Source organism: Streptomyces sp. NPDC008137 (genome assembly GCF_042957035.1).
GTDB lineage: Bacteria > Actinomycetota > Actinomycetes > Streptomycetales > Streptomycetaceae > Streptomyces.
Window position 1 is genome coordinate 182,743 of the sequence record NZ_JBIBHN010000005.1, and the last position, 22,987, is coordinate 205,729.

At 71.5% G+C, this 22,987-nt stretch carries 21 protein-coding genes; 13 read left to right on the forward strand and 8 right to left on the reverse strand.

What is annotated here, in order from left to right:
• The first annotated feature begins 6 nt into the window (after positions 1 to 6).
• From ACFZBT_RS10710 to ACFZBT_RS10745, 8 genes are all read left to right on the forward strand, one after another.
• On the forward strand, positions 7 to 924 hold the full coding sequence (locus tag ACFZBT_RS10710; RefSeq protein WP_391101069.1) for a farnesyl diphosphate synthase: 918 nt from the start codon (positions 7 to 9) through the stop codon (positions 922 to 924).
• The gene (locus ACFZBT_RS10715; RefSeq protein WP_391101072.1) at positions 921 to 2,030 is read left to right on the forward strand and encodes a Rieske 2Fe-2S domain-containing protein; all 1,110 of its coding nucleotides are present in this window, start codon (positions 921 to 923) and stop codon (positions 2,028 to 2,030) included. The genes ACFZBT_RS10710 and ACFZBT_RS10715 overlap by 4 nt, the downstream gene beginning before the upstream one ends.
• Positions 2,027 to 3,031 carry a Rieske 2Fe-2S domain-containing protein gene (locus ACFZBT_RS10720; RefSeq protein WP_391101074.1) on the forward strand — a complete coding sequence of 335 codons (1,005 nt, stop codon included), beginning with the start codon at positions 2,027 to 2,029 and terminating at the stop codon, positions 3,029 to 3,031. Before ACFZBT_RS10715 ends, ACFZBT_RS10720 begins: the two co-directional genes overlap by 4 nt.
• Positions 3,028 to 4,080 carry a Rieske 2Fe-2S domain-containing protein gene (locus ACFZBT_RS10725; protein WP_391101077.1) on the forward strand — a complete coding sequence of 351 codons (1,053 nt, stop codon included), beginning with the start codon at positions 3,028 to 3,030 and terminating at the stop codon, positions 4,078 to 4,080. Before ACFZBT_RS10720 ends, ACFZBT_RS10725 begins: the two co-directional genes overlap by 4 nt.
• On the forward strand, positions 4,073 to 6,457 hold the full coding sequence (locus ACFZBT_RS10730; RefSeq protein WP_391101079.1) for a PEP/pyruvate-binding domain-containing protein: 2,385 nt from the start codon (positions 4,073 to 4,075) through the stop codon (positions 6,455 to 6,457). Before ACFZBT_RS10725 ends, ACFZBT_RS10730 begins: the two co-directional genes overlap by 8 nt.
• Positions 6,454 to 7,422: a lysylphosphatidylglycerol synthase domain-containing protein gene (locus ACFZBT_RS10735; protein WP_391101081.1), complete on the forward strand. Its 969-nt coding sequence runs from the start codon at positions 6,454 to 6,456 to the stop codon at positions 7,420 to 7,422. The genes ACFZBT_RS10730 and ACFZBT_RS10735 overlap by 4 nt, the downstream gene beginning before the upstream one ends.
• A complete protein-coding gene (locus ACFZBT_RS10740; RefSeq protein ID WP_391101085.1) occupies positions 7,419 to 7,877 on the forward strand; it encodes a protein phosphatase in 459 nt (152 codons plus the stop codon). Before ACFZBT_RS10735 ends, ACFZBT_RS10740 begins: the two co-directional genes overlap by 4 nt.
• 145 nt (positions 7,878 to 8,022) lie before the next feature.
• On the forward strand, positions 8,023 to 9,024 hold the full coding sequence (locus ACFZBT_RS10745) for an NAD-dependent epimerase/dehydratase family protein (RefSeq protein ID WP_391101088.1): 1,002 nt from the start codon (positions 8,023 to 8,025) through the stop codon (positions 9,022 to 9,024).
• Between the two features lie 31 nt (positions 9,025 to 9,055).
• Here ACFZBT_RS10745 and ACFZBT_RS10750 read toward each other — a convergent pair whose 3' ends face one another.
• Both ACFZBT_RS10750 and ACFZBT_RS10755 read right to left on the reverse strand, forming a co-directional pair.
• On the reverse strand, positions 9,056 to 10,168 hold the full coding sequence (locus ACFZBT_RS10750) for an ATP-binding protein (protein ID WP_391101090.1): 1,113 nt from the start codon (positions 10,166 to 10,168) through the stop codon (positions 9,056 to 9,058).
• Positions 10,165 to 10,902 (reverse strand): response regulator, encoded by a 738-nt coding sequence (locus tag ACFZBT_RS10755; RefSeq protein ID WP_391101093.1) that lies wholly within the window; start codon positions 10,900 to 10,902, stop codon positions 10,165 to 10,167. The genes ACFZBT_RS10750 and ACFZBT_RS10755 overlap by 4 nt, the downstream gene beginning before the upstream one ends.
• 127 nt (positions 10,903 to 11,029) lie before the next feature.
• Here ACFZBT_RS10755 and ACFZBT_RS10760 point away from each other — a divergent pair, with 127 nt between their 5' ends.
• From ACFZBT_RS10760 to ACFZBT_RS10770, 3 genes are read left to right on the forward strand one after another with little or no spacing between them, the layout of a single operon-like run.
• Positions 11,030 to 11,752 carry a glycosyltransferase gene (locus ACFZBT_RS10760; RefSeq protein WP_391101095.1) on the forward strand — a complete coding sequence of 241 codons (723 nt, stop codon included), beginning with the start codon at positions 11,030 to 11,032 and terminating at the stop codon, positions 11,750 to 11,752.
• Positions 11,749 to 12,366: a DUF2064 domain-containing protein gene (locus ACFZBT_RS10765; RefSeq protein ID WP_391101098.1), complete on the forward strand. Its 618-nt coding sequence runs from the start codon at positions 11,749 to 11,751 to the stop codon at positions 12,364 to 12,366. Before ACFZBT_RS10760 ends, ACFZBT_RS10765 begins: the two co-directional genes overlap by 4 nt.
• Entirely contained in the window at positions 12,363 to 13,133 is a 771-nt protein-coding gene (locus ACFZBT_RS10770) for a methyltransferase domain-containing protein (protein WP_391101100.1), read from the forward strand. The genes ACFZBT_RS10765 and ACFZBT_RS10770 overlap by 4 nt, the downstream gene beginning before the upstream one ends.
• Before the next feature lie 316 nt (positions 13,134 to 13,449).
• Here ACFZBT_RS10770 and ACFZBT_RS10775 read toward each other — a convergent pair whose 3' ends face one another.
• Positions 13,450 to 14,718 carry a molybdopterin-dependent oxidoreductase gene (locus ACFZBT_RS10775; RefSeq protein WP_391101102.1) on the reverse strand — a complete coding sequence of 423 codons (1,269 nt, stop codon included), beginning with the start codon at positions 14,716 to 14,718 and terminating at the stop codon, positions 13,450 to 13,452.
• A 113-nt stretch (positions 14,719 to 14,831) separates the two neighbouring features.
• Here ACFZBT_RS10775 and ACFZBT_RS10780 point away from each other — a divergent pair, with 113 nt between their 5' ends.
• On the forward strand, positions 14,832 to 16,247 hold the full coding sequence (locus ACFZBT_RS10780) for a hypothetical protein (RefSeq protein ID WP_391101104.1): 1,416 nt from the start codon (positions 14,832 to 14,834) through the stop codon (positions 16,245 to 16,247).
• A gap of 25 nt (positions 16,248 to 16,272) precedes the next feature.
• Here ACFZBT_RS10780 and ACFZBT_RS10785 read toward each other — a convergent pair whose 3' ends face one another.
• From ACFZBT_RS10785 to ACFZBT_RS10805, 5 genes are all read right to left on the reverse strand, one after another.
• The gene (locus ACFZBT_RS10785) at positions 16,273 to 17,010 is read right to left on the reverse strand and encodes an NAD(P)H-dependent oxidoreductase (RefSeq protein WP_391101106.1); all 738 of its coding nucleotides are present in this window, start codon (positions 17,008 to 17,010) and stop codon (positions 16,273 to 16,275) included.
• 178 nt (positions 17,011 to 17,188) lie between these two features.
• Entirely contained in the window at positions 17,189 to 17,752 is a 564-nt protein-coding gene (locus ACFZBT_RS10790; RefSeq protein ID WP_391101108.1) for a DM13 domain-containing protein, read from the reverse strand.
• Positions 17,753 to 18,073: 321 nt separating this feature from the next.
• Entirely contained in the window at positions 18,074 to 19,183 is a 1,110-nt protein-coding gene (locus ACFZBT_RS10795; protein ID WP_391101111.1) for an SPFH domain-containing protein, read from the reverse strand.
• 29 nt (positions 19,184 to 19,212) lie between these two features.
• Positions 19,213 to 19,650, reverse strand: coding sequence for an NfeD family protein (locus ACFZBT_RS10800; protein ID WP_391101113.1), 438 nt, complete (start codon positions 19,648 to 19,650; stop codon positions 19,213 to 19,215).
• 183 nt (positions 19,651 to 19,833) lie between these two features.
• A complete protein-coding gene (locus tag ACFZBT_RS10805) occupies positions 19,834 to 22,170 on the reverse strand; it encodes an MMPL family transporter (protein ID WP_391101116.1) in 2,337 nt (778 codons plus the stop codon).
• 144 nt (positions 22,171 to 22,314) lie between these two features.
• Here ACFZBT_RS10805 and ACFZBT_RS10810 point away from each other — a divergent pair, with 144 nt between their 5' ends.
• The gene (locus ACFZBT_RS10810; RefSeq protein ID WP_391101118.1) at positions 22,315 to 22,953 is read left to right on the forward strand and encodes a TetR family transcriptional regulator; all 639 of its coding nucleotides are present in this window, start codon (positions 22,315 to 22,317) and stop codon (positions 22,951 to 22,953) included.
• Positions 22,954 to 22,987: the final 34 nt, after the last annotated feature.

A 22,987-nucleotide genomic window follows, 5' to 3' on the forward strand; every position in this document is an offset into this window, starting at 1 on the left:
GCATTCGTGTCTTTCGCGATCGACAGCACCCAAGCAGAAACAGACTTCCCGGCACCGATGGAAGAATTCCGTCGCCAGGTCAACGAAAAGCTTCGCTCCTCCGTCGACTCGGTGGAGCCGCCTCGACTGCGCGAGGCCATGGCCTACTCGCTGTTGGCCGACGGAAAGCGCGTCCGGCCGACTCTGTGCCTGTTGGCCTACCAGATATTCGCCACCGACGTATCGGTTGCGCTTCCCACCGCCTGCGGGCTGGAAATGCTGCATACGGCTTCGCTCATCCATGACGACCTGCCGGCCATGGACGACGACGACTTCCGCCGCGGCAGCCCTTCCAACCACCGGGTGTTCGGTGAGGGCATGGCGCTCCTGGCGGGCGACGCGCTGCTCGCCTACGCGCTGGAGTTCATACTCCAGAACTCCGGCTCACTGCATCCGGAAAGACTGCTGAGCGTCATGGCCAAACTGATCGAGGTGGTCGGCCCGTCCGGGCTGTCCGGCGGTCAGGCGATCGACCTCCATTCCCAGGGCCGCGACGATGTCGACCCGTTGACCGTGGAGGAGATGCACATCAAGAAGACCGGCGCGCTCATCGAGGCGTCCGTGGTCACCGGGGCGATTCTGGGAGGGGCGTCGCAGGCCGACATAGCGCGCCTCACCACCTATGCGCGAAACCTCGGGCTCGCCTATCAGATCGTCGACGACATTCTCGACGAGACATCGAGTTTTGAAGAGTTCGGCAAGGAGGTCGGCCAGGACCGGGCCGCGGGCAAGTGGACGTATCCCCGGCTGGTGGGGGTGGAGCAGGCTCGTGAGCGGGTGCGCGGACTGATCACGCAGGCAGTGGCCGAGCTCGACGGGTTCGGCGAGCGCGCGGCGATGCTTCGCTGGGCCGCGCAGGTGGTTCACGACCGGGCGGCGGCGTGATCGGCGCGGAGGGCTCCCAGGAAGAGCTGCGGACCGTCCCCGCCTCGGCCGCTCCGCCGAATCCCGCCGGAGCGAACATCGCCGCGTCCTGGTATGCCGCGATCAAGAGCACCCGGCTGGGCAAGGGGCCGCACCGGATGCGGTTGTTCGGGCGCGAGGTCGTGCTGTGGCGGGACCGGAAGGGAGCGGCGCGCTGTGTGGCCGCGCACTGCCCGCACCAGGGTGCCAACCTGGGCCTCGGGGACGTCGTCAAAGGCGAATTGCGCTGCCCCTTCCACCACTGGCGGTTCGACGGGAACGGGGTCTGCTCCGCCATCCCCGGTCTCTCACGCATCCCGACGACAGCCCGGATCCGGTCCTACCCCACCCGTGAGGCATACGGCTTCGTCTGGGTCTGGTACGGCACCGCCGAACCCCTCTTCGAACTCCCGGAGTTCCCGGCGCTGACCGACAGGCCCCGCCGCTACCTCGGCTTCCACTACGACGACGCCACCACCGGGACGATCCGCCAACTGCTGGAGAACGCGGTCGACCACCAGCACTTCAGCGCCCTGCACGGACTGTCTCTGGACGGGGTGGAGTTCCGCGTGCTGGCCGAACAGTCCGAGGCCGCGGACAACGGCCCGCCGCTGACGCGCGACGACGCCTGGTTCGGCGTCTGGTTCTCCGGCCGGCCCTGGCGGCCGCCGCTGCGCCGCTCGCCCCTGGGCTGGCTCACCGGTGTCGTCTCCACCTTCGCGATGGGCCGCCATATGCAGCTGCTGGTCGACGGGTGGCCGGGCGGCCAGCGCTTCACGGCGTACGTGGACGGCACCGAGATCTACAAGGTGATCATGGGCATCGTCCCCGAGGGCGACCGGGTCACCCGTCAGGTCGGCTGGGCGGGGGTGCGCCGCACCGGCCGCTGGTACCGCACTCTCTTCAACTACGTCCTGTTCTGGGTCCAGAACCGCGCCGGCACCTTCCAGGACGTACCGGTCTACGACTCCACCCGCACCGCCCAGCCCACCGTGTACGTGCGCTACGACAACGGACTGCTCCGGTTCCGTCGCTACTACCAGTCATGGGTCGACCGCGCCGCGGGAGACGGAAGGGTCGGCCGATGAGTCTCGCGCCGGTACGGGGGCGACCACCCCGCGATCTCGAACCGCCCCGCGATCTGGCGCGCGGCTGGTACGTGGCGGGGCGTTCCAGCCACGTCGGGCGGCGGCCCAGGGCCGCCGTGGTGGCCGGGCGGGAGGTGGTGCTCTGGCGCGCGGGAGACGGCGCGGCCGTGGTGATGGACCGCTTCTGTCCCCATCAGGGGGCCGCTCTGGAGCTGGGCCGGGTGGTCGACGGTGAGCTGCGGTGCACGTTCCACCACTGGCGGTTCGACGGCGAGGGGACGTGCGTGGCCGCGCCCGCCACCCGGAGGGTGCCGCGGGGGGCCTCGGCCCGGGTCCATCCCTCCTGGGAAGGGCTCGGCTACGTCTGGACATGGGTGGGCTCGGCGGACCCCGAGTACCCGCCGCCGGACTTCCCCCACCTGGACAGGCGCTCACCGGCCCACCGGCGCTACCGGTTCGCCTTCGACACCCCCGCACCGGCACGCCGGGTACTGGAGAACGGATTCGACGTACCCCACTTTCCGGTGGTGCACGGGCTCGCCGACGGTCTGCGGCTCACCTGGGACACCAAGGAGGACCCGCACACGATCGCGGCGCGCATCACGACGGACACGATCACCCTGCCGGCTCCCCTGGACCGGCGGCCGGGCGGTCTGGGCCGGCTCTGTCTGCACCTGCGGTCGACACCCTCCTACCAGGTGCTGACCTTCGAGCTGAACGACCGCCCGGTGGCACACGAGTTGCTCGCCGTGACACCGGTGGCGCAGGGGCGCACCACGATGCACGGCTGGACCGTCGTGCCGCGATCCGGTGGCCTGCTCGGCTCGTCCCCGGTCTTCTGGGGGTACCGGCTCCAGCACTGGTGGGGGACCCGGGCGGATCTGCGTATCTACCGGGACGCCGGGGAAACCGACGGTTCGATCAACACCGCCGACGACGAGGGAGTGCTGCGCTTCCGCCAGTTCCATCGCCGTTGGACGGGGCGGGGGGACACCCGATGAGGCGCAGTACGTCCGACCGGATCGCGGCGTCGGCGAAGCCGGTCACCAACCTCGCCTCGGGCTGGTACGTCGCGGTGCCCTCCGAGGAGCTGAAGCGGCGGCCGCGCCGGATCACCCTCTTCGGCGAGTCCTACGTGGGCTGGCGCGGCGCCGACGGCCGTGCCCACGTACAGAGCGCGATCTGCCCGCACGCGGGGGCCGCCCTGCACGGCGGCAAGGTGGTCGACGGCACGCTCGAATGCCCCTTCCACCGCTGGCGGTTCGACGAGTCCGGGGCCTGTGTCTTCGTGCCGGGGCGGCGTCCTCCGGCGCGGGCCGCCGTCACCGCGCTGCCCACCCGCGAATGCTCGGGTTATGTGTGGGCGTGGTACGGCGGCGGGGCGCCCCGTTACGAACCGCCGGATCTCCCGGACCTCGAATCGCGGCGGATTCCCGGCATCCGGAGGTTCCGGCTGGCCGACCCGACCCGGGCCACCACCCGGCGGATCCTGGAGAACACCTACGATCCCGACCACTTGGTGGCCTTGCACGGGCTGACGGTGACCGGGGAGGCCCGGATCACGTTCCAGGACCCGCGCGAGGAGACGGCCGGTGACGGGGCGCCGGACGACAAACCGGACCCCCGCTGCGACGCGACCCTGACCTGGCCCGCGTACCGGGGTGTGCTGGGCGCCGTATCGAATGTGTTCGGGCTCAACGCGGGCGAGTTCACCCTGCGGATGCGCGGCTGGGCAAGCTGCCAGGAGATCGAGTACTACGCGGACGGCCGGCGCCTGTACCGGATGATCCTGGCCGTCACCCCGATCGGGGAGCACCACAGCGTTCAGCACATCAACGCTGTCGTCGACCGCGACGGGGCGGGGGCCCTGGGGTTGCTGCGCGCGCTCGTCCACCGCGCGGAGGTGCGGGTGGCCGCCCGCCAGGACCTCCCGGTCTTCGACACCTTGCTGCCGGGGGACCGGCACGGCATCTACGTGCCCGGTGACGAGGCCGTACGGCGATTCAGGCGTTTCTATCAGCAGTGGGTGGAGGTCGCAGAACATGGCTGAGGGTGTCGTGAGCCTGGCCGAGGCCGCGGACCTGCCCGTCGAACGGATCGGGGGCAAGGCCAAGGGGCTGGGCCGCCTGGTGGCGGCGGGATTCCCCGTGCCTCCGGGGTTCTGTCTCCCGGTGGATGTCTTCACCACCACGGCGGGTCTGGAGGCAGGCGGGGACGGTGCGGAGAACACCGGCGGGTCGGGGCTGCGCGAGGACGCGGTCGCCCAGGTGAGGGCGTGCTGGGAGGCCCTGCCCTCCCCGCACGGCGTCGCCGTGCGGTCGTCGGCCACCAACGAGGACGGGGTGGCGGGCAGTGCCGCCGGCCAGTACGAGAGCGTGCTCGGTGTCCGCACCTTCGACGAGCTGCTGGCCGCCGTCGGCCGCTGCCAGCGGTCCCGGCACTCCGTCGCCTCCGAGGTCTACCGGGGCCGGCTCGGTCTTGCCGAGCAGGCCCCGGCGATGGCTGTCGTGGTCCAGGCGATGGTGGCCCCCGAGTGGGCCGGGGTGGTGTTCACCGCGGAGGCACCCGTCGCGGACGACGACCATCTGGTGCTCGTGGAGGCGGTCGAAGGGCTCGGCGATCAGCTCGTGGACGGGACCGCGGAGCCGAACCGGGCGGCGTTCTCCCGAAAGGCACCGCACGCGCCCGTGTTCAGCACCGCGTTCGGGGAACAGATGGGCGGGACGGACGGAAGCGAGGGACCTCTCCGTTCCCTGGTGCGCACCGCGCTGGCCGTGGAACGGGCCCTGGGTGGACCGCAGGACATCGAGTGGGCCCTGGACGGCACCGGGCTGCACCTGCTGCAGGCCCGCCCGATCACCGCGGCCGTCCCGCAGCCGACGCAGTTCGGCGACTGGGCGAGCGAGGTGCCCGGGGCACGGTGGGCCCGGATGAGTATCTGCGACTCGTGGCTGTCCGATCCGCTCTCCCCGCTCTTCGCCACGACGCTGTTCCCCTCGCTCATCGACCGGTGGGCGACGAACTGGGGAGGTCCGCGCAGACTGCGCGCGCGCAGCCCGCTCATCCCGGAGCCCATGCACGGGACCGTGAACGGATTCGCCTATCTGCGCTTCGACTTCCCCCTCTCCGAACATCCGCTGCGCACCCTGCGACTGACCGCGCGCTGGCTCGCCTTCCATCTCTCACCGGTGGAGCGGCGCTGGCGGGACGACATACTGCCCGCGCTCCGGGCGGGCCTGGAGCACGCGCGGGACACGCCTCTGGAGGACCTGACGTCCGCCGAAGTGCTGCGCCGGATCCGGGCGGTCGAGGACCTGAGCGCCCGCTACTGGGCGGTGATCGGCGGCCTCGCCTGGCACTGGAACACCACCGAGTGGCTGCTGGGGGTGGTCCTGGCACGCGGCGGCCGGCGCACGGCCGGGCTCACGCCCGGATCCCTCCTGGTCGGCGACGACCGGCTCGCCCACCAGGCCGACCGTGCCCTGGACCGGATCGCCGCGGCCGCCTCGGAGGACGAGGAACAGCTGCTGCAGGAGTACCTGCGGCGCTTCGGCCACCTGGTGTACAGCCTCGACCCGGCCGAACCCACCGCGGTCGACGATCCTTCGATGCTTCGCTCGGTGATCGCCGACCGCCGCGCCGGCGGCGAACCAGGCTCTCCGGCACCGGTATCGGGCCCTGGCGGCGTCCCGGCGCTCCGGCTCGGACGCGGTCCCCTGGGCCGGCTGCGGCGCGGGGTCCACCGGTGGGCGAACCACTGGAGCGGCGTACGGGACGAGGCCCTGCACTACTTCACGCTCGGCTGGCCGTTCATGCGGGCCGGATATCTCGAACTCGGCCGCCGGCTGGTCCTCGCCGGCCTGCTCGACGCCGACGAGGACGTGTTCTATCTGACCGGGAAGGAGCTGAGCGGCTGGGTGAACGCCGGCGCGGGCGACGCGCGGTGGCGCGAGCTGGTGCGTGAGCGCCGGCTGCGACGCCAGTGGCAGCGGCGGCTCGATCCGCCCGATGTGGTCCCCGCCGACGCCCGGATCATGCTCTTCGGGTCCGACATCACCTCCTTGGCGCTGTTCGGGACCGAGCGGGGGAATGACAAGGGCGACGGGCTGAGCGGATCAGCGGTGAGCCCGGGGAGCTACACGGGCCGGGCTCGCGTGATCCACGAGGTCGCGGACGCGGACGCACTGGAGTCGGGCGAGGTCCTCGTCGTCCGCCAGGTGACTCCGGCATGGGCGCCGCTGCTGACCCGGGCCGGGGCCGTGGTGGCCGATGTCGGGGGCGCGCTGTCCCACGGCTCGGTGGTGGCGCGCGAGTACGGCATCCCGGCGGTGATGGGCGTGCGGACCGCGACCTCGCGGATCGCGACCGGGGACATCGTGACCGTGGACGGCGACGCGGGCACCGTGCGGTCGCGGAGCGAGCCGTGACGCCGACGGATTCCCCGCCGAAGGATCACAGCACTCGCGACCGGGTGATCCGGGCGCTGCTGTTCGTGGCGGTCGGCGTCAGCCTGGTGGTCACCTTATGGGGAATGGACCTGGATCACCTGTGGGCGGCGCTGAAGGTCGCCGACTGGCGCTGGCTGCTCTTGGCGGCACTGGCCAACGTGGCTTCGCAGACGACCCGGGCCATGGGCTGGAACGCGATGTTCACCGAGCCCCGGATCCGGTTCCCCCTTCTGGTGCGGATCGAGTTCGCCGTCCAGGCGGCGGCGGCCGTCAGCCCGGAGGGGGTGGGCGAGTTCGTCCGGATCGGCTATCTGCTGCGCGAAGGGATAGCCAAGACGGTGACCGTCACGCTCATGCTGGTCCGCAAGTACTTCTCCAGCCTGGGCCTGGTGCCGTTCCTGGTGTTCGTCTGGTGGCCGGGGAGCGATGTGCCGGGCTGGGCGGTGGCCGTCGCCTGCTTGTACCTGGCCGTGCTGACGGTGGAGACGGTACTGATCGTGAGGGTCGCGCGCACTCCCTCCGCCCCCGCCCGCGAGGGCCGACTGCGCAAAATCGTGTTCGACGCGCGTACGGCACTCGGGCCGGTCCGGCGCCCGCGCGTCTTCGCGGAGGTGGGGGCGGCCGCGGTCGCCACCCGGGCACTGGACTTCCTGGCCGCGGTGGCCGTCGCGAAGGCTCTGGACCTACAGCTGTCGGTGGCCGTCCTGGTGGTGGTACTGCTGTCCATCGAGGTCTCCAACATCCTGCCGACCTTGCCGGGCCAGCTGGGTACCTTCGAGGCGGCCGTGCTGGGCGCTACAGCGGGCGTCCTCGGGCAGGCCGAGGGTCTAGCCTTCGCATTGGTCCTCCATGCTCAACAGGTTCTTCCCCAGATACCGCTGGGGATGATCGCCATGGCAGACACCTCGATCTTGCGAAACCGATCGAAACGGAATGCATCATGACCGAAATGTGGAACCCCGACACCCCCAAGGTAGTCACCCTCCCGTCAGGGCGGACGATTCGCGGACGCGGCCTCAGGTACGACCTGCCGGAGGGGCAAACCCCCACGTTAGCCGTGCACTTGACGGACCACGAGCCGCCCAAGCCGCCGTGGGAGTCCCTGTGGATTCCCTGGCGCGACTTCTGGCTGCCCGCCGACCCCATGGACGCGATGCGCAAGCTTCGCGTCGCCTGGGACCGGGCCGCGGACGAACGCGTGGAGATCTGCTGCGGAGGCGGCATCGGCCGGACCGGTACGGGCCTCTCCGCCCTCTGCGTCTTCGAGGGAATGGATCCCAAGGAGGCGGTCAAATGGGTGAGGCGGCACTACCACCCCCGTGCGGTGGAAGTGCCGTGGCAACGGCGCTTCATCCGCCAGGTCCACGCCGCCGACGCACCCGCCTCGGGACAGTCGTAGCCGGACGTTCCGCGAGCCCCACACCTGGCCGCCGGGCAGTGGCTCCGGCCGCGTGAACACCTCACCCGCTCGTACTGTCTTACGGACTCGTGACGGGTGAGCGCGGTGCCCTGGTGTGGGGCCTGCTCCGCCCTACCGTGGGCGCATGCGTGTACTGGTCTCCGGCGGTGCCGGGTTCATCGGGTCTCATGTCGTCGACGTGCTTCGGGCGCGCGGGCACGAGCCCCTCGTGTTCGACGTGCGCGAGGACCCGGGCTCGGACGTACGGGACCGGGACGCGGTGGTGCGCGCGCTGTCCCGTGTGGACGCCGTGTGCCATCAGGCCGCGATGGTGGGGCTGGGCACCGGGTTCGCCGATGCCGCTGACTACGTCTCCCACAACGACCTCGGGACGGCCGTGCTGCTGACGGCCATGGCCGAACAGGGCGTGCGGCGGCTGGTGCTGGCCGGTTCGATGGTGGTCTACGGGGAGGGACGGTACACCTGCGAGCGGCACGGCGTGGTGCGGCCCGGGCCCCGGGCCGCCACCGACCTCGCGGCGGGGCGCTTCGAGCCGCGGTGTCCGGTGTCCGGGGAGGACTTGGCGCCGGGGCTGGTCGGTGAGGACGCGCCGGTCGATCCGCGGAACGTCTACGCGACGACCAAGCTCGCTCAGGAGCATCTGGCTGCCGCCTGGGCGCGCTCGACCGGCGGGGCGGCGGTGTCGTTGCGGTATCACAACGTGTACGGCCCCGGAATGCCCCGGGACACGCCGTACGCCGGTGTCGCCTCCTTCTTCCGTTCGGCGCTCGCCCGGGGTGAGTCTCCGCGGGTGTTCGAAGACGGGCGGCAGCGGCGGGACTTCGTGCACGTCCGGGACGTGGCGATCGCCAACGCGGTGGCGTTGGAGGCGGAGACCGCCCCGGGTGCGCTCACGGCGTACAACACCGGCAGCGGCGACACGCACACCGTCGGGGACATGGCGCGGGCGCTGGCCGCGGCGTACGGCGGGCCCGAGCCGGTCGTGACCGGCGAGTACCGGCTCGGGGACGTCCGGCACATCACGGCTGACTCGTCCAGGCTGCGGGCGGAGCTGGGGTGGAAGCCGGAGGCCGGGTTCGACGAGGGCATGCGGGAGTTCGCGCGTTCCGATATGCGTGGCTCGTAGGGCCCTGACGGACCGGTGGTGCTGCCCGCATTCAGGAAGCGGCAGCGGGCAGCACCACCTCGAAGCGGCAGCCGCCGGGGATGTTGCGGACGGTGGCCCGGCCCTGGTGGGCCTCCACGATGCCGCGGACGATGGCCAGGCCCAGACCGGCGCCGGCGGGCGGGGTCCGGGCGTGGGTGCCGCGCCAGCCGGTGTCGAACACGCGGGGCAGGTCCTCCTCGGGGATGCCGCCGCAGCCGTCGGTGACGGACAGCACGACGCCGTCGGGCAGACGTTCGGCGGCCACCATGACGGTGCCGTCCGCCGGTGTCCGCCGGATCGCGTTGACCAGGAGGTTGCCCAGCACCCGGCTCATCTCCTTGCCGTCCACTTCCACCGGCACCGGCTCGACGCGGTCTCCGAGCAGTCGCACCCCGTGCTCGTGGGCCAGCGGATACGCCCCGGCGAGAGCATCGCCGACCAGGTCGTAGACGGACATCCGGGAGGGCGACAGCGCCAGGGTGCCGGCGTGGATGCGGGAGAGTTCGAAGAGGTCGCCGACCATGTCGTTGAGGCGTTCGACCTCGGTGCGCATCTGCTTCAGGTAGCGGTCGGGGTCGGCGGCGACACCGTCCTCCAGCGCCTCGGACATCGCGCGCAGCCCGGCCAGCGGGGTGCGCAGGTCGTGTGAGATCCAGGCGACCAGCTCACGGCGGGAGGTCTCCAGGGCGCGCTCACGCTCCCGGGACTCGGCGAGCTTCGCACTCGTGGCCTCCAGCTCTCGGCTGACGTCGGCGAGTTCGGCGGTGGCGGGACCCCGGGGCGCGTTGAAGTCGCCACCGTCACCGAAGGAGCGTGCGGCGAGGGCGAGTTCGCGGCTGCGGGCGACCACCCAGCGGCCCAGCAGCAACGCCGTGGCCAGCGACACGACGGCCGCCATCGCGACGACGGTCGTGACCACGGTCAGATCTTGCGCGGACAGGAACATCGCCCATGCCACGGCGAGCGTGCCCGCGAGCATCGCCGTCACGGCCACCGCCGCCACGACGGTGAGCGATACGGTCAGCGACCGGCGGCGCAGCAGCCACAGGGTTCCGGCGCCGAGCAGCCCGGCGGCGACGGCACCGGACAGGGCGTACAGGGCGATGAGGAGGGTGTCGTTCACGGTCCGGGCTCCTCTCCGGTGTCGAAGCGGTAGCCCAGGCCCCACACGGTCTGGATCAGGCGGGGCCTGGCCGGGTCGTCCTCGACCTTGCCGCGCAGTCGGCGGACGTGGACCGTGACGGTCGACAGGTCGCCGAAGTCCCAGCCCCACACCTCGCGCATCAGGTCCTCGCGGCTGTACGCCCGGCCCGGATGACGCAGGAAGAACGCGAGCAGGTCGAACTCACGCAGGGTGAGGGCCAGTTCGACGCCGTTCTTGGCGGCGCGGCGGGCGGCGGGCTCGACGGTGAGTCCGGCCGCGCTCAGGGGAGGCGTGCCCGCGAGGGGCCGCGCCCGGCGCAGCACCGACTCCACCCGCAGCACCAGCTCGCGGGGGCTGAACGGCTTGGTGACGTAGTCGTCCGCGCCCACTTCCAGGCCCATGATGCGGTCGTCCTCATCGCCGCGGGCGGTGAGCATGATGACCGGGACGGGCCCGCGTCCGCGCAGCCGACGGCACACCTCCAGGCCGTCCATGCCGGGCAGCATCAGATCGAGAACCACCAGGTCCGGCCAGTGCGCAGCGGCGCCGGCCAGTGCGCTCGGCCCGTCCCCGGCCCGGTCCACCACGTATCCGGCGCGGTCGAGGTAGCCCGAGACGACCTCCGCGACGGTGGGATCGTCGTCGACCACCAGGACCCGCCCGGCCCCGGCCGCACGGCCGGCCGCCACCGGCTCCGCAGGTTGCTTGTCCATGCCGCCAGCCTCCCACCGCCGGGCCTTCCGCGTCGCGCCGCGAGCCGGCCCCGGCCGCCGCCGTCCGCGTTTCGTAAGGAGCCGAAGACCGATATGCGCAGTTCGCGTTCGTAGGGTGAAAGCCGTGATGACCTCTTCCGCACCCGAGGACGTCGACGTCGTCCTCCCCTGTCTGAACGAGGCCGAAGCCCTGCCCTGGGTGCTCGACCGCGTCCCTCCCGGCTGGCGCGCCATCGTCGTGGACAACGGGTCCGCCGACGGCTCGGCCGACATCGCCCGCGCACTGGGCGCGACCGTCGTCGACGAGCCTCGCCGCGGCTTCGGCGCCGCCTGCCACGCGGGACTGACCGCCGCCACGGCCGGCATCGTGTGCTTCTGCGACTGCGACGCCTCCCTGGATCCGGCCCTGCTCGTGCCCTTCGTAAGCGAAGTGCGCGAGGGCTCGGCCGACCTGGTCCTCGGGCGGCGTCGGCCACAGGGCCGGGGCACCTGGCCCGCACACGCCAGGGCCGGCAACCTCGCGCTGTCCCTGATGCTGCGCCGCCGCACCGGCCTCCGGCTGCACGACCTCGGGCCCCTGCGCGCCGCCCGCCGCGAGTCACTGCTCGCCCTGGGACTCACCGACCGGCGCAGCGGCTACCCCCTGCAGATGGTCGTGCGCGCCGCCGACGCGGACTGGCGCATCACCGAGCACGACGTCCCCTACCTGCCTCGCAGTGGTGTCTCGAAGGTGACCGGCACCTGGCGCGGCACCTGGCAGGCGGTACGGGACATGAGCCGCGTGCTGGCCGAGGCGCCGGCCCGGCCCGCGCCGGCCGCGGCGCCCTCACGAGGAGGGAACCGTCGATGATCTCCCTGCTCGTCATCGCCAAGGAGCCCCTGCCGGGACGGGTGAAGACCCGGCTCTGTCCGCCGTTCACGCCCGAGGAGGCGGCGGCGCTCGCCGAGGCGGCCCTCACCGACACCCTGTGCGCGGTGGCCGCGGCGCCCGCGCGGCGCCGGATCCTGGTCCTGGAGGGGAAGGCCGGGCCCTGGCTGCCGCCGGGCTTCGATGTCGTGGCGCAGTGCTCGGGCGGCCTCGACGCACGGCTGGCCGCGGCTTTCGCCGGCTGCGACGGCCCGGCCCTGCTGATCGGAATGGACACGCCACAGGTCACGCCGGCCTTGCTCACCGTGGACTTCGACGGGTACGACGCCTGCTTCGGCGCCGCCGAGGACGGCGGCTTCTGGGCGCTCGGACTGGCCGTCCCGGATCCGGAGCTGGTGCGCGAGGTCCCGATGTCGACTCCCACGACCGGTGCCGTCCAGCGCTCCCGGCTCGTCGCCGCGGGACTGAAGGTGCGTGAGCTGCCGTGCCTGCGGGACGTGGACGACGCCGCCGACGCCGAAGCGGTCGCCGCCGCGGCGCCGCACGGTCGCTTCGCCGCCGAGCTGGCCAGGCTGCGGTCGGGCGACGGCCGATGAGCACCGTGGTCGCGCCGGGCACGGCCGGGCACAGCTGGTCCGCCGACCCCTACGCCGACGCCCTCCGGGCCGGCCGCGGGCCGCTCTTCCTGCGCCGTAGCGACGGATGGCTGCTGCCCCTTGAAGTGGAGCGGTGGTGTGCCCGCGCCGACGCCGTGGACCGGGAGGTGCTCGACCGGTGCGAGGGTGCCGTCCTCGACGTGGGCTGCGGTCCGGGGCGGCTGGTCGCGGAGCTGGCCGCACGGGGCCGGACAGCGCTCGGCATCGACGTCAGCCCTGCCGCGGTCGCCCACACCGTGGGCCTCGGCGGGCCGGCGCTGCTGCGTTCGGTCTTCGAACCGCTCCCGGGCGAGGGCCGGTGGGGCAGTGCCCTCCTCGTCGACGGGAACCTCGGGATCGGCGGTGACCCCTGTGCCCTGCTCGAACGGCTCGCCCGGCTCCTCGTCTCCGGCGGCCTGCTCATCGCCGAGACGGATCCGCTGGACATCGACGAGCGTGCCAGCGTCCGTCTCGTCGGTGTCACCGGCGAGACGGACGACTGCGGCTCCCCGTTCCCCTGGGCCCGGCTCGGTACGCCGGCGTTGCTCCGTCACGCCGGCCCGCTGGGCTGGCACACCGTCGCTCAGTGGTCGGCCGGCGGCCGCTGTTTCCTCGCCCTGCGCAACCGCAGTACCAGCAGCAGCGCCGAGCCGCCGAAGAGCACTGCCGTGATCAACAGCCAGCGGGTGAGGAAGCCGTCCGCCGACAGGCCCGTCGCCGCGGGGTAGTGGTCCGCCACCCGGCCGCTGATCAGGGGGAACCACACCAGCAGAAGCAGCAGGGACAGAGCGGCCGGCACCCTGACGTACATCGTCCGCTCCCGGTGGCCGGCCGCTCCGAGCGACCGGACGACCGCCCGGTCCGCCACCGCGTACAGCGGCAGCAAAACCAGGTCGTGCAGCAGCGCGGCGCCGACGAACCACAGCGCCACGCCGAACCAGTCGTCCGACAGCAGACGCACGCCCGCGTATCCCGCGAGCGCGAACGAGCAGGCCAGGAGCAGGATCTGCAGGGGGCTTCCCAGCGGCGGGACCACTTTGCGCATCACAGGTCTCCGAAGGTCATCCGGGCGACCCACTTGGTGTTGAGCACACCGGGCGCCGCGGGCACGATGATCCGGGCCGGGTGCCCGTGGTCGGGGCTGAGCGGTTCACCGTTGACGTCCAGCGCCAGCAGGGAGCGCGGGTCCCGGACCTGGTTGGCGCGCAGGGCCGCGCTGCGGAAGGCGCCGCTGCGCTGCAGGGACTCCACGAACACATCGGGCGCCGCGTCCGCGTCGTAGCCGACCAGGGCGGCGAGATCCCGCAGCCGTACGCCCCGCCACCACTGGTCGGAGGTCGACCAGCCCTCCACACAGGCGATGGGCAGAGCCGCACTGTGCAGGGGGAGCGCCAGCAGCTCGGCCCGGCTCAACCGGACCGTCCCGGAGCGCCCCCTGACCACCAGTCGCCACGCCGCCTCACTCGTCTCCGTCGCGCTGATCCCCCTGGACGCGGCCGTCTTGTTGATCTGGAAGCCGTTCGGGCCGCTGCCCGGGTCGGCGCCTCCGTGCGGCGCGAGCAGGGCCGTCCGCCGCAGCGGACCGTCGAAGCTCTGCCCCACCGTGGTCCCGAACAGCAGCAGCGAACCGCCCCCGACCAGCCACAGCCCGCCCCGCCGGGTAACTGTGGGCTCCGCGGGCCGCGGGGAGACGAGCGGGAACTCGGGCTGCGCGCCGGACTCCTCCTGCGGCCCCCGCCCTTCCCGCATGCGTCGCAGGTTGCGCACGGCGGCCGGCGCCCGCAGCACCACGTGCGCGAGGAACGCCGCGAGGAACACCCAGGCACCGTAGAAGTGCAGTGTGTAGAAGGAGCCGGGAAACACGTAGTCCAGCTGGATGTTGAGCATGCCCGTCACGAACTCGAACAGCGCGCCGCCGACCAGGAGGAGCAGCGAGATCCGCTCCAGGGCGTGGGCGAGCGACCGGGCGGGCGGCATGGCGAACAGCTTCGGCACCACCGACCACAGCTTGGCGAGCAGGACGGGGATCAGGGCGATGCCGAGGGTGACGTGGACGCCTTGGTTGAGCCGGTACAGCCAGTGCGGATGCGTGGGCCAGGCGAACAGGTAGAAGCCGAGGATCCCCTTGTCCGGTGTCTTGTCGTTCACCGGCGACAGGTCCGGGTTGTAGGCCGCGTACGAGACCAGGCCCGTCACGGTCAGCAGGGTGATGCCGACGAGCAGAACGAGGCCCAGCACCGAGGTGAACCAGGGGCCGCGCAGGGGGCTGCGCCAGAAGCCCGGTGAGGAGGGAAGTCGTGGGTCGTCTCGCATGGCCCGACGGTAGGCCCGGACCACCCCGGGAAAGGGCGCGCGACCCATGACGAAACGCTGACGTCCGCACGTGCAGCGGCCTCGGCATGGTCCGCGCGGCCTAGCGTTCCCCTGTGACCCGTGATCCTGCCCGTGACCTCCGCCATGGACCTGCCCGTGACCTCCCCCGTGGACCTGCCCGCGGCCTTCGCCGCGACCTGTACGCGACCACGGCCGCGGCACTGCTCGTCGTGGCGGCTGTGCTGGTCGGCGCCGCGATCGAACGGGAGCACGGCACCCTGCACGTGGACCTGCCTCCCCTCCTGGCCGACTGGGACCCTCACCTCGGATGGGGCACCCCGGCGGCGCTCGCCGTCGCCGTCACCGTCGTGGCGTACGGCCCGCGCGTGGCCGACCGGCTGCCGTGGCGCGCGCTCCTCGGCGCCGCCTGGGGTACGGCGATGGCCTGGACGTGGTCACTGGCGCTGATCGACGGCTGGGAGCGCGGGATCGCGGCCCGGCTCACGACCAGGCACGAGTACCTGCGGGTCATCGACCGCTTCCAGGACATCCCGGCAGCGCTGCGGGACTTCACCCACCACATCCTGCTCCAGTCCCCCGACCACTGGCCCGCGCATGTGGCCGGGCACCCTCCGGCGGCGCCCCTCACCTTCGTCCTGCTCGACCGGGCCGGACTCGGCGGCGGGGGCTGGGCCGGGACCTGGTGCATCACCGTCGGCGCGTCGGCATGCGTGGCGGTACTGGTCGCCGTACGGGCCCTCGCCGACGAGGCACTCGCGCGTCGGGCGGCGCCGTTCCTGGTGCTGACGCCGGCAGCCGTGTGGATGGGGACGTCCGCGGACGGCTACTTCACGGCCGTCGCCGCCTGGACCGTCGCCTTCCTCGCCCTCGCCGTCACGGGACTGCGGCCCCGGCTCACCGGTTTCGCCTCGGGCCTCCTCTTCGGCCTCACCTGCTACCTCTCCTACGGCCTCACCCTCTTCGCCGTCGTCGCGGGCGCCGTCCTGCTGCTCGGTCCGGAACGAGCCCGTCCCCTCCCCTACGCGCTCGCCGGAGTCATCGTCGTCCCGCTCGCCTTCACCCTCGCCGGTTTCAACTGGTGGGAGGCGTACCGGCTGCTCGTCGACCGCTACCACCAAGGAGCCGGCGGTGTCCGGCCGTACGCCTACTGGGTGTGGGCGAACCTGGCCTGCACCGTCCTGATCGTGGGCCCGGCAACGGTGGCGGGCCTGCGCCGCACCGGGGCCACGCTCCTGGGGTCGGCGGAGCGGCTCAGGGCACGTTCCCTCCTCAGCGCCCCCGACGCGACCCCTCACCTCCGCCTTGCCCTGCTGACCACCGCCGCTCTCGCCGCACTGCTCGTCGCCGATCTGTCCGGGATGAGCAAGGCGGAGACCGAGCGCATCTGGCTGCCGTTCGCGATGTGGCTGCCGGCCGCCTGCGCGTTCCTGCACCGCCCCCGCGCCTGGCTCGCCGCGCAGGCCGTGCTCGCCCTGCTCCTGAACCACCTGCTCATGACGGGCTGGTGACGAGGCGCGGTCGCATCCGGCCGGCTCAGCGGTGCTCGGGGTTGTCCGCCCCCGGGCGGCAGCCCGCGTCCCACTCCGTGCGCCGGTTGCCGTGGGCGGGAATGCCTCCGGCGCGCTTCAGCAGAGCGGCGAGGTGCATCAGGTTCCAGGTCATGAAGCTGGTGTTGCGGTTGGTGAAGTCGTTCTCCGGGCCGCCCGAGCCCGCGTCGAGGTACGACGGCCCGGGGCCGGCCGCGCCGATCCAGCCCGCGTCCGCCTGGGGCGGGATCGTGTAGCCGAGGTGCTGGAGGCTGTAGAGGAGGTTCATGGCGCAGTGCTTCACGCCGTCCTCGTTCCCCGTGATCAGGCAGCCTCCGACGCGACCGTAGTAGGCGTACTGCCCCTGGGAGTTCAGCAGGGAGGAACACGCGTAGAGGCGCTCCACGACCTGCTTGGTCACCGAGCTGTTGTCGCCCAGCCAGATCGGGCCGGCCAGCACGAGGATGTCCGCCGCCATCACCTTCTCGTACAACTCCGGCCAGGCGTCGGCGGCGAAGCCGTGCCGGGTCATGTCCGGGTGGACACCGGGTGCGATGTCGTGGTCGACGGCGCGGATCAGGTCCGTGGTCACACCCGCGCCGTCCATGATGGCCCGGCTCTTGTCGATCAGGCCTTGGGTGTGGCTGAGCCGCGGAGACGGCTTGAGGGTGCAGTTGACGTAGAGCGCGGTCAGGTCGTCGTAGTGGTGCACGGCATCGGTGGGAGAGGCGGGCTGCGCTGCCATGGCGGACTCCAGTGAGGAGAACGGACAGGTGGAGGACCGGGCTAGGGCAGCGTTCCGAGCCGCCCGGCGGCAGCGTCTCGTGAAACCCGCGCGATGTCCCGCTGCGACCCGCCTGCGGACGCCGCATTCCCCCCACCGCCTTGCGACCGCTCGCCGGGGAACCTGGGATGCGAACAGGTCAGGTGCGCGCGAGTTCGGCCGCGCCGAAGGACACGTCGAAGCGGGCGCACCAGATGCTCACGCTGGTGAACCGGGACGGGTCGACATCGGCGGGCACGGCGTAGTTCTGGCTCCCCTTGTTGCCCTTGAGCTTGCCGAGACTCACGTACGCGCCGTCGTCGAAGACGTGCCAGCCGGCCCGCCCCTCCCTCACCGGCGCGTCGCTCAGCCACACGCGCAGATCCGGGCCGTTGCTGGTGTCGAGGTCCTCCAGCCGTACGACATGGGATCCGTCGGCGAGCCGGACGAGCTGCACACTGCCCGAGGTGGCGTGCTCGTGGCTGATCAGTTCGCCGCCCGCCAGCGTCCGGGGCCGGGGAGCGGGAGAAGGCGACTCGGCGGGCGCTCCGGCGGGAGGAGCCGTAGGCGCCACGGCACCGGGCAGGGCCTCGTGCACGGTTTCGTCCTGCCACAGCTTCCACGGCTGGAACCAGTACAGCCCCAGGCCGACGCCGGCGACGGCTGCCACCAGCACCCCGATCACCAACGGCCTGCCGCCACGCGTCTTCCGTACCCGCCCCATGCCCGCCTCGCTTCCTGGCTGCTTCCTCCGCTCCATTCAACGGGGCACGGGCGGGGCGTCGTACCCCGACGCGAATGACGGAAGTCTTACGTCGCGGTACGAGAGTCTGACGCGACCCGCGTTCCCCACTCACCTCAGTGGCGCCACCGGCCACCCTTGCCCGTCCACGAACACCTACGCGGACGCACAGACGCCGGCGTGGCCACCCCGCCATCCGCGAAATCGCAGGGCGTGATCGGCATCGCCGTGACCGGGGACGCGTCCGGCATGGAGGGCATCGCCGCGATGTGACACCCCGTCCCTCGACGACCGACGGCCGGCTCAACCGCCGGGCGTCTGCCCCCGGCGCGGAGTCTGAGGCGACTTCGCCGCCTCGGCCTCGGCCTTGGCGTCGCTCACCGCGGCGGCGGCCTGCCTCCCTGCCTCGTCGGCAGCCGCCGCGGCGTCGAGCGAAGCCGTCGAGCCCGCACCGAGCTCCGGAGTCCGGCTTTCGTACGACGTGTCGCCGGGGCCGGCCGTGGCGGCTTCCTCGGGCTGCGCGGGTGGGGGCGGGCCCGCTGCCGACTGATCGCCGAACGCGGTGGTGACGGTCCGGATCGCCTCGGTCAGCTCCCCCGGGATCACCCAGAACGTGTTGTTGTCGCTGTTCGCCAGGTGCGGAAGCGTCTCCAGGTACTTGTAGGCCAGGATCTTCGCGTCGGCGTTGTTGCGGTGGACGGCCTGGAAGACCAGTTCCACCGCCTTCGCCTCACCGTCCGCCCGCAGGATCATGGCCTGCTGCGTGCCCTGCGCCTCCAGGATGTCCTTCTGCTTCGTGCCTTCCGCGGTGAGGATCTTGGCTTGGCGCTCCCCCTCGGCGTGCAGGATGGCCGCGCGCTTGTCACGCTCGGCCCGCATCTGCTTCTCCATCGCCTCCTTGATGGTGTGCGGTGGATCGATGGCCTTGATCTCGACCCGGTTGACCCGGATGCCCCACTTGCCGGTCGCGTCGTCGAGGACGGCGCGCAGCCGGGAGTTGATCTCCTCACGCGAGGTGAGCGTCTCCTCCAGGTCCATGCTGCCGATGACGTTCCGGAGCGTGGTCACGGTGAGCTGGTCGATCGCCTGCAGGTAGTCGGCGACCTCGTAGGCCGCCGACCGCGGGTCGGTGATCTGGTAGTAGAGCACGGTGTCGATGTTGACCACGAGGTTGTCCTCGGTGATCACCGGCCTGGGGTCGGACGAGTAGACCTGCTCGCGCACGTCGAGTTTGGTGTTGATCCGGTCGGCCACCGGCACGACCAGGTTCAGGCCGGGTTGCAGCGTCCGGCGGTACCGGCCGAACCGCTCGACGTTGTAGCGGCGGGCCTGCGGGACGATCCGCACGCTGGAGGCCACGAGGAAGACGACGACGATGGCCGCCACGAGGGCGAGGACGACAACTGGTTCCACAGTGCCTCCGTTGCTGTGCGTTCAGCCGTTCACGGAAGAAGCTCGCGGGGGTAGACGATGGCCGTGGCGCCTTCGATCTCCATGACGTCCACCAGCGCTCCCACCGGGATCACGAGGCTCTCGTCGAGCGCGCGGGCGGACCACTCCTCGCCGGAGAGCTTGATCAGACCGCGGGTCGCGGTGACCTCCTGCATGACCTCGGCCCGCTTGCCGATCAGCGCGTCGCTGCCGTCGCGGGTGAGGGGTTGCTGTGTCATCTGCCGCAGCGCGACAGGACGGACGACGAGAAGGCCCGCGGTCGCCGCGACTCCGAGGGCCACGAACTGGCCGAGTACGCCGATGCCCACACCCGCGACGACGGCGGCGACCAGCGCCGCACCCGCCAAGAGCCCGAAGACCAGGGTCAGGGTGAAGAACTCCGCGACGCCCAGTGCCGCGGCGACGAGCAGCCACGCGAACCACGCCATCGAATCGCCCTTCTTCAGGGGCCTTCTCCACCAAGCTACCGCCCGGAACTCCGGGCAGCACAGACGCGGGGCAGCAGCGGTTCTTGATCGTTGGACCTCTGCCCAGAGCAAGGCGGTCTGCCTGGGACCGTCTCCTCCTCACCGATGACGTGAGAGCGGTATGGGAGGAGACGGTGCCGCCGGTCAGCCGGCCGTCTGGGCCTGTTGGGCTGCGGTGGGGTGGGGCAGCGGGATCTTCTGCAGGAGCTTGTCGCCTTCGACGTCGAGGTCGGGCAGCCTGCGGTTCAGCCAGGCGGGAATCCACCAGGCTTTCTCCTGGGCGAGTGCCATGGTGGCCGGGATGAAGGTCATACGGATGACGAAGGCGTCGATGAGGATGCCTGCGGCCAGTGCGAAGCCGGCCTGTTTGATCATGGGTTGGGCGTTGAAGACGAAGCCGGCGAAGACCGAGACCATGATGGTGGCCGCCGCCAGTACGACGGAGCTGGCACGGGCGAAGCCGGTCACCGTGGCGTTGATGGCGGTGGCGCCGTGGACGTGCGCTTCGCGTATGGAGGTCACCAGGAACATCTGGTAGTCCATGGCCAGCCCGTAGAGGACGCCGGTGATGATGATGGGTAGCAGGCTCACGACCGGTGCGGTGGCGTCGAGTCCGATCAGGCTCTGCAGCCAGCCCCACTGGAAGACGGCCGTGGTGATGCCGAAGGTGGCGGCGATGCTCAGCAGGAAGCCGAGGGTGGCCATCACCGGGACCATGAGGGAGCGAAAGACCAGGAGCAGGACGATGAGGGACAGTCCGAGCACGGTGGCCACGTAGAGCGGAAGGACGTCGGCGAGCCGGTCGGAGACGTCGATCGCCAGGGCGGTGAAACCGGCGATGCCGATGACAGCACCGCGGGACTCGCGGATGTGCGCGCTCTTGTCCCGTACGGCGGTGACGAGGTCCTTGGTGGCGTCGTCGTTCGGGCCGCTGCCGGGGATCAGGCTGAGGATGGCGGTGCTGCCGGTCTGGTTCATGCCGGCCAGGGAGATCGAGGTGGCGCCCTTGACGCTTCGCAGGTCCGAGGTCACCGCGGCAAGAGTTGCCGGGGTCAGGGGCTGTCCGTCCGTGGTGGAACCAACGGCGATCAGGAGGGGGCCGTTGTAGCCGGGCCCGTAGGCGTCGCTGACCAAGTCGTAGCTGCGTCGCTGCCCGGTGTCGGTGTTGTAGCTGGCGCCGGAGGGCAGGCCGAGCTTCATGCCGGCGGCGGGAACCGCCAGGATCGCGGGGATCAGGATCGAGGCCGCGAGGGCGGCGTACCGGTGGCGGACCAGGAAGGCTCCCCAGCGGGCGGCCCGGGTGTACTCGGCCGTCCCTCTCCGCTCCGGTTCCCTTCGCCGGGTGCGGGCGGGGCAGATGCGTCCTTTGACCAGGCCCAGCAGGGCGGGGAGCAGGGTCAGCGCGAGCAGGACGGCGATGGCGATCGTGCCGGCCGCGACCAGGGCCATGGTGCTGAGCAGCGTGATGCCGATGACCAGGAGCCCGGCCAGAGCGATGACGACGGTGCTGCCGGCGAAGAAGACCGCGCTACCGGCGGTGCCGAGCGCCCGGCCGGTCGCTTCGTGGGGGTCCATACCCTGGTCGAGGATCAGTCGGCGTTCGCGGTTGACGATGAACAGTGCGTAGTCGATGCCGACGGCCAGCCCCAGCATCAGCGCCAGCACCGCTGCGAGTGAGTGGATCTCGAAGACGGTGGAGAGGGTGAAGGCGCCGCCGACTCCCACCGTGACGCCGGCCAGGGCGATGATCAGTGGCAGACCGGCCGCGACGACCGATCCCAGGGTGATCAGCAGGACAACGGCCGCCACAACGACGCCGACGATCTCCCCGACGCCGACGATGTCGGGGATCTCCATCATCGTCGCCGACGGCAGGACTTCCAGGTCGCCGGAGGCGGCCTGCCGCTCGGCAGCCCGGATGGTGCTGTCGATCGTCCCGGAAGGCAGTTCGAAGGTCTGCTCGTCGAACTGGAACTGCATCAGCGCCGTCGAGCCGTCGGCGGAGACGACGACTCCCGGCACCGGCTGACCACCCTGTCGCAAGGGGACGGGCGTGTTGCCGGAGGACGGCCTTCCAGCGGCTTGGGCAACTGCTGCCTGAGCCCGCACCAGTGGGCTGTTCTCGCCCTTGGCGGCCTCTCTGGCCAGCACTTTCCTCGCATCGATGACGTGGTCATGTCGGTAGACGGCGTCGACGGCGGCCATCAGGGCGGACCGCACCTTCTCGTCGTTGACGCGGGCACCTTCCGGAGCGGTGAAGAGCAGCATGCCCTGGCCGCCGGACGCCTCCGGCAGGGAGGTGGCCAAGCCGTCGATGACCTTCTGGGACGGGGTGCCGTCGATGCGTACTTCGTTGCTGAGCTTGACCGGATTGGCCACGAGCAGCAGTACGACCGCCGCCAGCACGGCAAGCCATCCTCCGATGACGTACCAGGGCTTGCCGTAGGCGAACTTTCCCAGCCGATACAGCAGAACGGACACGGACTTCTCCCTCTCGTTCGGGCGGCCTGACGAGCCAGGTCGCACCACGAAGTGAGAGGGTACTATTAAAACGATAGTTAACTATCGCCACGTAGAATGCCAGGGGCGGCAGCGGCCTCCTCGGACATCAGGGAGGAGTCACCAATGGCAACCACGGACGGCCGCACGCCTCGACGCCGGGTCGACGCCCGCTCCAGCATGGAGCGCATCACCGCCGCGGGGCGCACGGTGCTGGGCAGAGGCGATGCCTCTCTGGAGCAGATCGCGGCAGAAGCCGGCGTGGGCATCGCCACGCTCTACCGCCACTTCCCCAACCGCGAGGCCATCGTCCGGGCCGTCCTGGAGGACATCCTCGAGACCGACCTGCTCCCCCTCATCGAGCGAGCCGCCGACTCCCCGCACACCCGCCAGGCCCTTCAGGACATCGCCACGCATCTGCTCGACCTGATCACCGAGAAGCGGGGACTGGTCACCTTCGCCGGCAACTTCGCCGACGTCGCGGTGGAAGTCCTCCAGCGCTTCAGCGCCTCACTCCACCCCCTCCTGGTGCGCGCGCAGCAGGCCGGCGAGATCCGCTCCGACCTCACCGCCGAGGACATCCCTCACTTCCTCGTCATGGCCGTCGCCGGTCTCGCACTCCCCGGCGCCGCACCCTCGCTGCGCGCCCGCTTCATCGCCCTGCTCTTCGATTCGCTCAACCCGGCCAACGCAACCCCCCTTCCCCCGCTGCTCGTCGGAGAGGGCGACCTGCGCGCCTCGGTCGGCAACGTCGCACGCCCCTGATCCACGACACCCGCCCTCCTGGGCGAGGGCTCCC

What these genes read in the sequence shown, in the direction of transcription:
- ACFZBT_RS10765 (WP_391101098.1), top strand. Translation starts at nt 11,749, where the DNA reads ATGATCTCCCTGCTCGTCATCGCCAAGGAGCCCCTGCCGGGACGGGTG.
- ACFZBT_RS10720 (WP_391101074.1), top strand. Translation starts at nt 2,027, where the DNA reads ATGAGTCTCGCGCCGGTACGGGGGCGACCACCCCGCGATCTCGAACCG.
- ACFZBT_RS10810 (WP_391101118.1), top strand. Translation starts at nt 22,315, where the DNA reads ATGGCAACCACGGACGGCCGCACGCCTCGACGCCGGGTCGACGCCCGC.
- ACFZBT_RS10725 (WP_391101077.1), top strand. Translation starts at nt 3,028, where the DNA reads ATGAGGCGCAGTACGTCCGACCGGATCGCGGCGTCGGCGAAGCCGGTC.
- ACFZBT_RS10755 (WP_391101093.1), bottom strand. Translation starts at nt 10,902, where the DNA reads ATGGACAAGCAACCTGCGGAGCCGGTGGCGGCCGGCCGTGCGGCCGGG.
- ACFZBT_RS10790 (WP_391101108.1), bottom strand. Translation starts at nt 17,752, where the DNA reads ATGGGGCGGGTACGGAAGACGCGTGGCGGCAGGCCGTTGGTGATCGGG.
- ACFZBT_RS10760 (WP_391101095.1), top strand. Translation starts at nt 11,030, where the DNA reads ATGACCTCTTCCGCACCCGAGGACGTCGACGTCGTCCTCCCCTGTCTG.
- ACFZBT_RS10785 (WP_391101106.1), bottom strand. Translation starts at nt 17,010, where the DNA reads ATGGCAGCGCAGCCCGCCTCTCCCACCGATGCCGTGCACCACTACGAC.
- ACFZBT_RS10800 (WP_391101113.1), bottom strand. Translation starts at nt 19,650, where the DNA reads ATGGCGTGGTTCGCGTGGCTGCTCGTCGCCGCGGCACTGGGCGTCGCG.
- ACFZBT_RS10775 (WP_391101102.1), bottom strand. Translation starts at nt 14,718, where the DNA reads ATGCGAGACGACCCACGACTTCCCTCCTCACCGGGCTTCTGGCGCAGC.
- ACFZBT_RS10745 (WP_391101088.1), top strand. Translation starts at nt 8,023, where the DNA reads ATGCGTGTACTGGTCTCCGGCGGTGCCGGGTTCATCGGGTCTCATGTC.
- ACFZBT_RS10730 (WP_391101079.1), top strand. Translation starts at nt 4,073, where the DNA reads ATGGCTGAGGGTGTCGTGAGCCTGGCCGAGGCCGCGGACCTGCCCGTC.
- ACFZBT_RS10740 (WP_391101085.1), top strand. Translation starts at nt 7,419, where the DNA reads ATGACCGAAATGTGGAACCCCGACACCCCCAAGGTAGTCACCCTCCCG.
- ACFZBT_RS10770 (WP_391101100.1), top strand. Translation starts at nt 12,363, where the DNA reads ATGAGCACCGTGGTCGCGCCGGGCACGGCCGGGCACAGCTGGTCCGCC.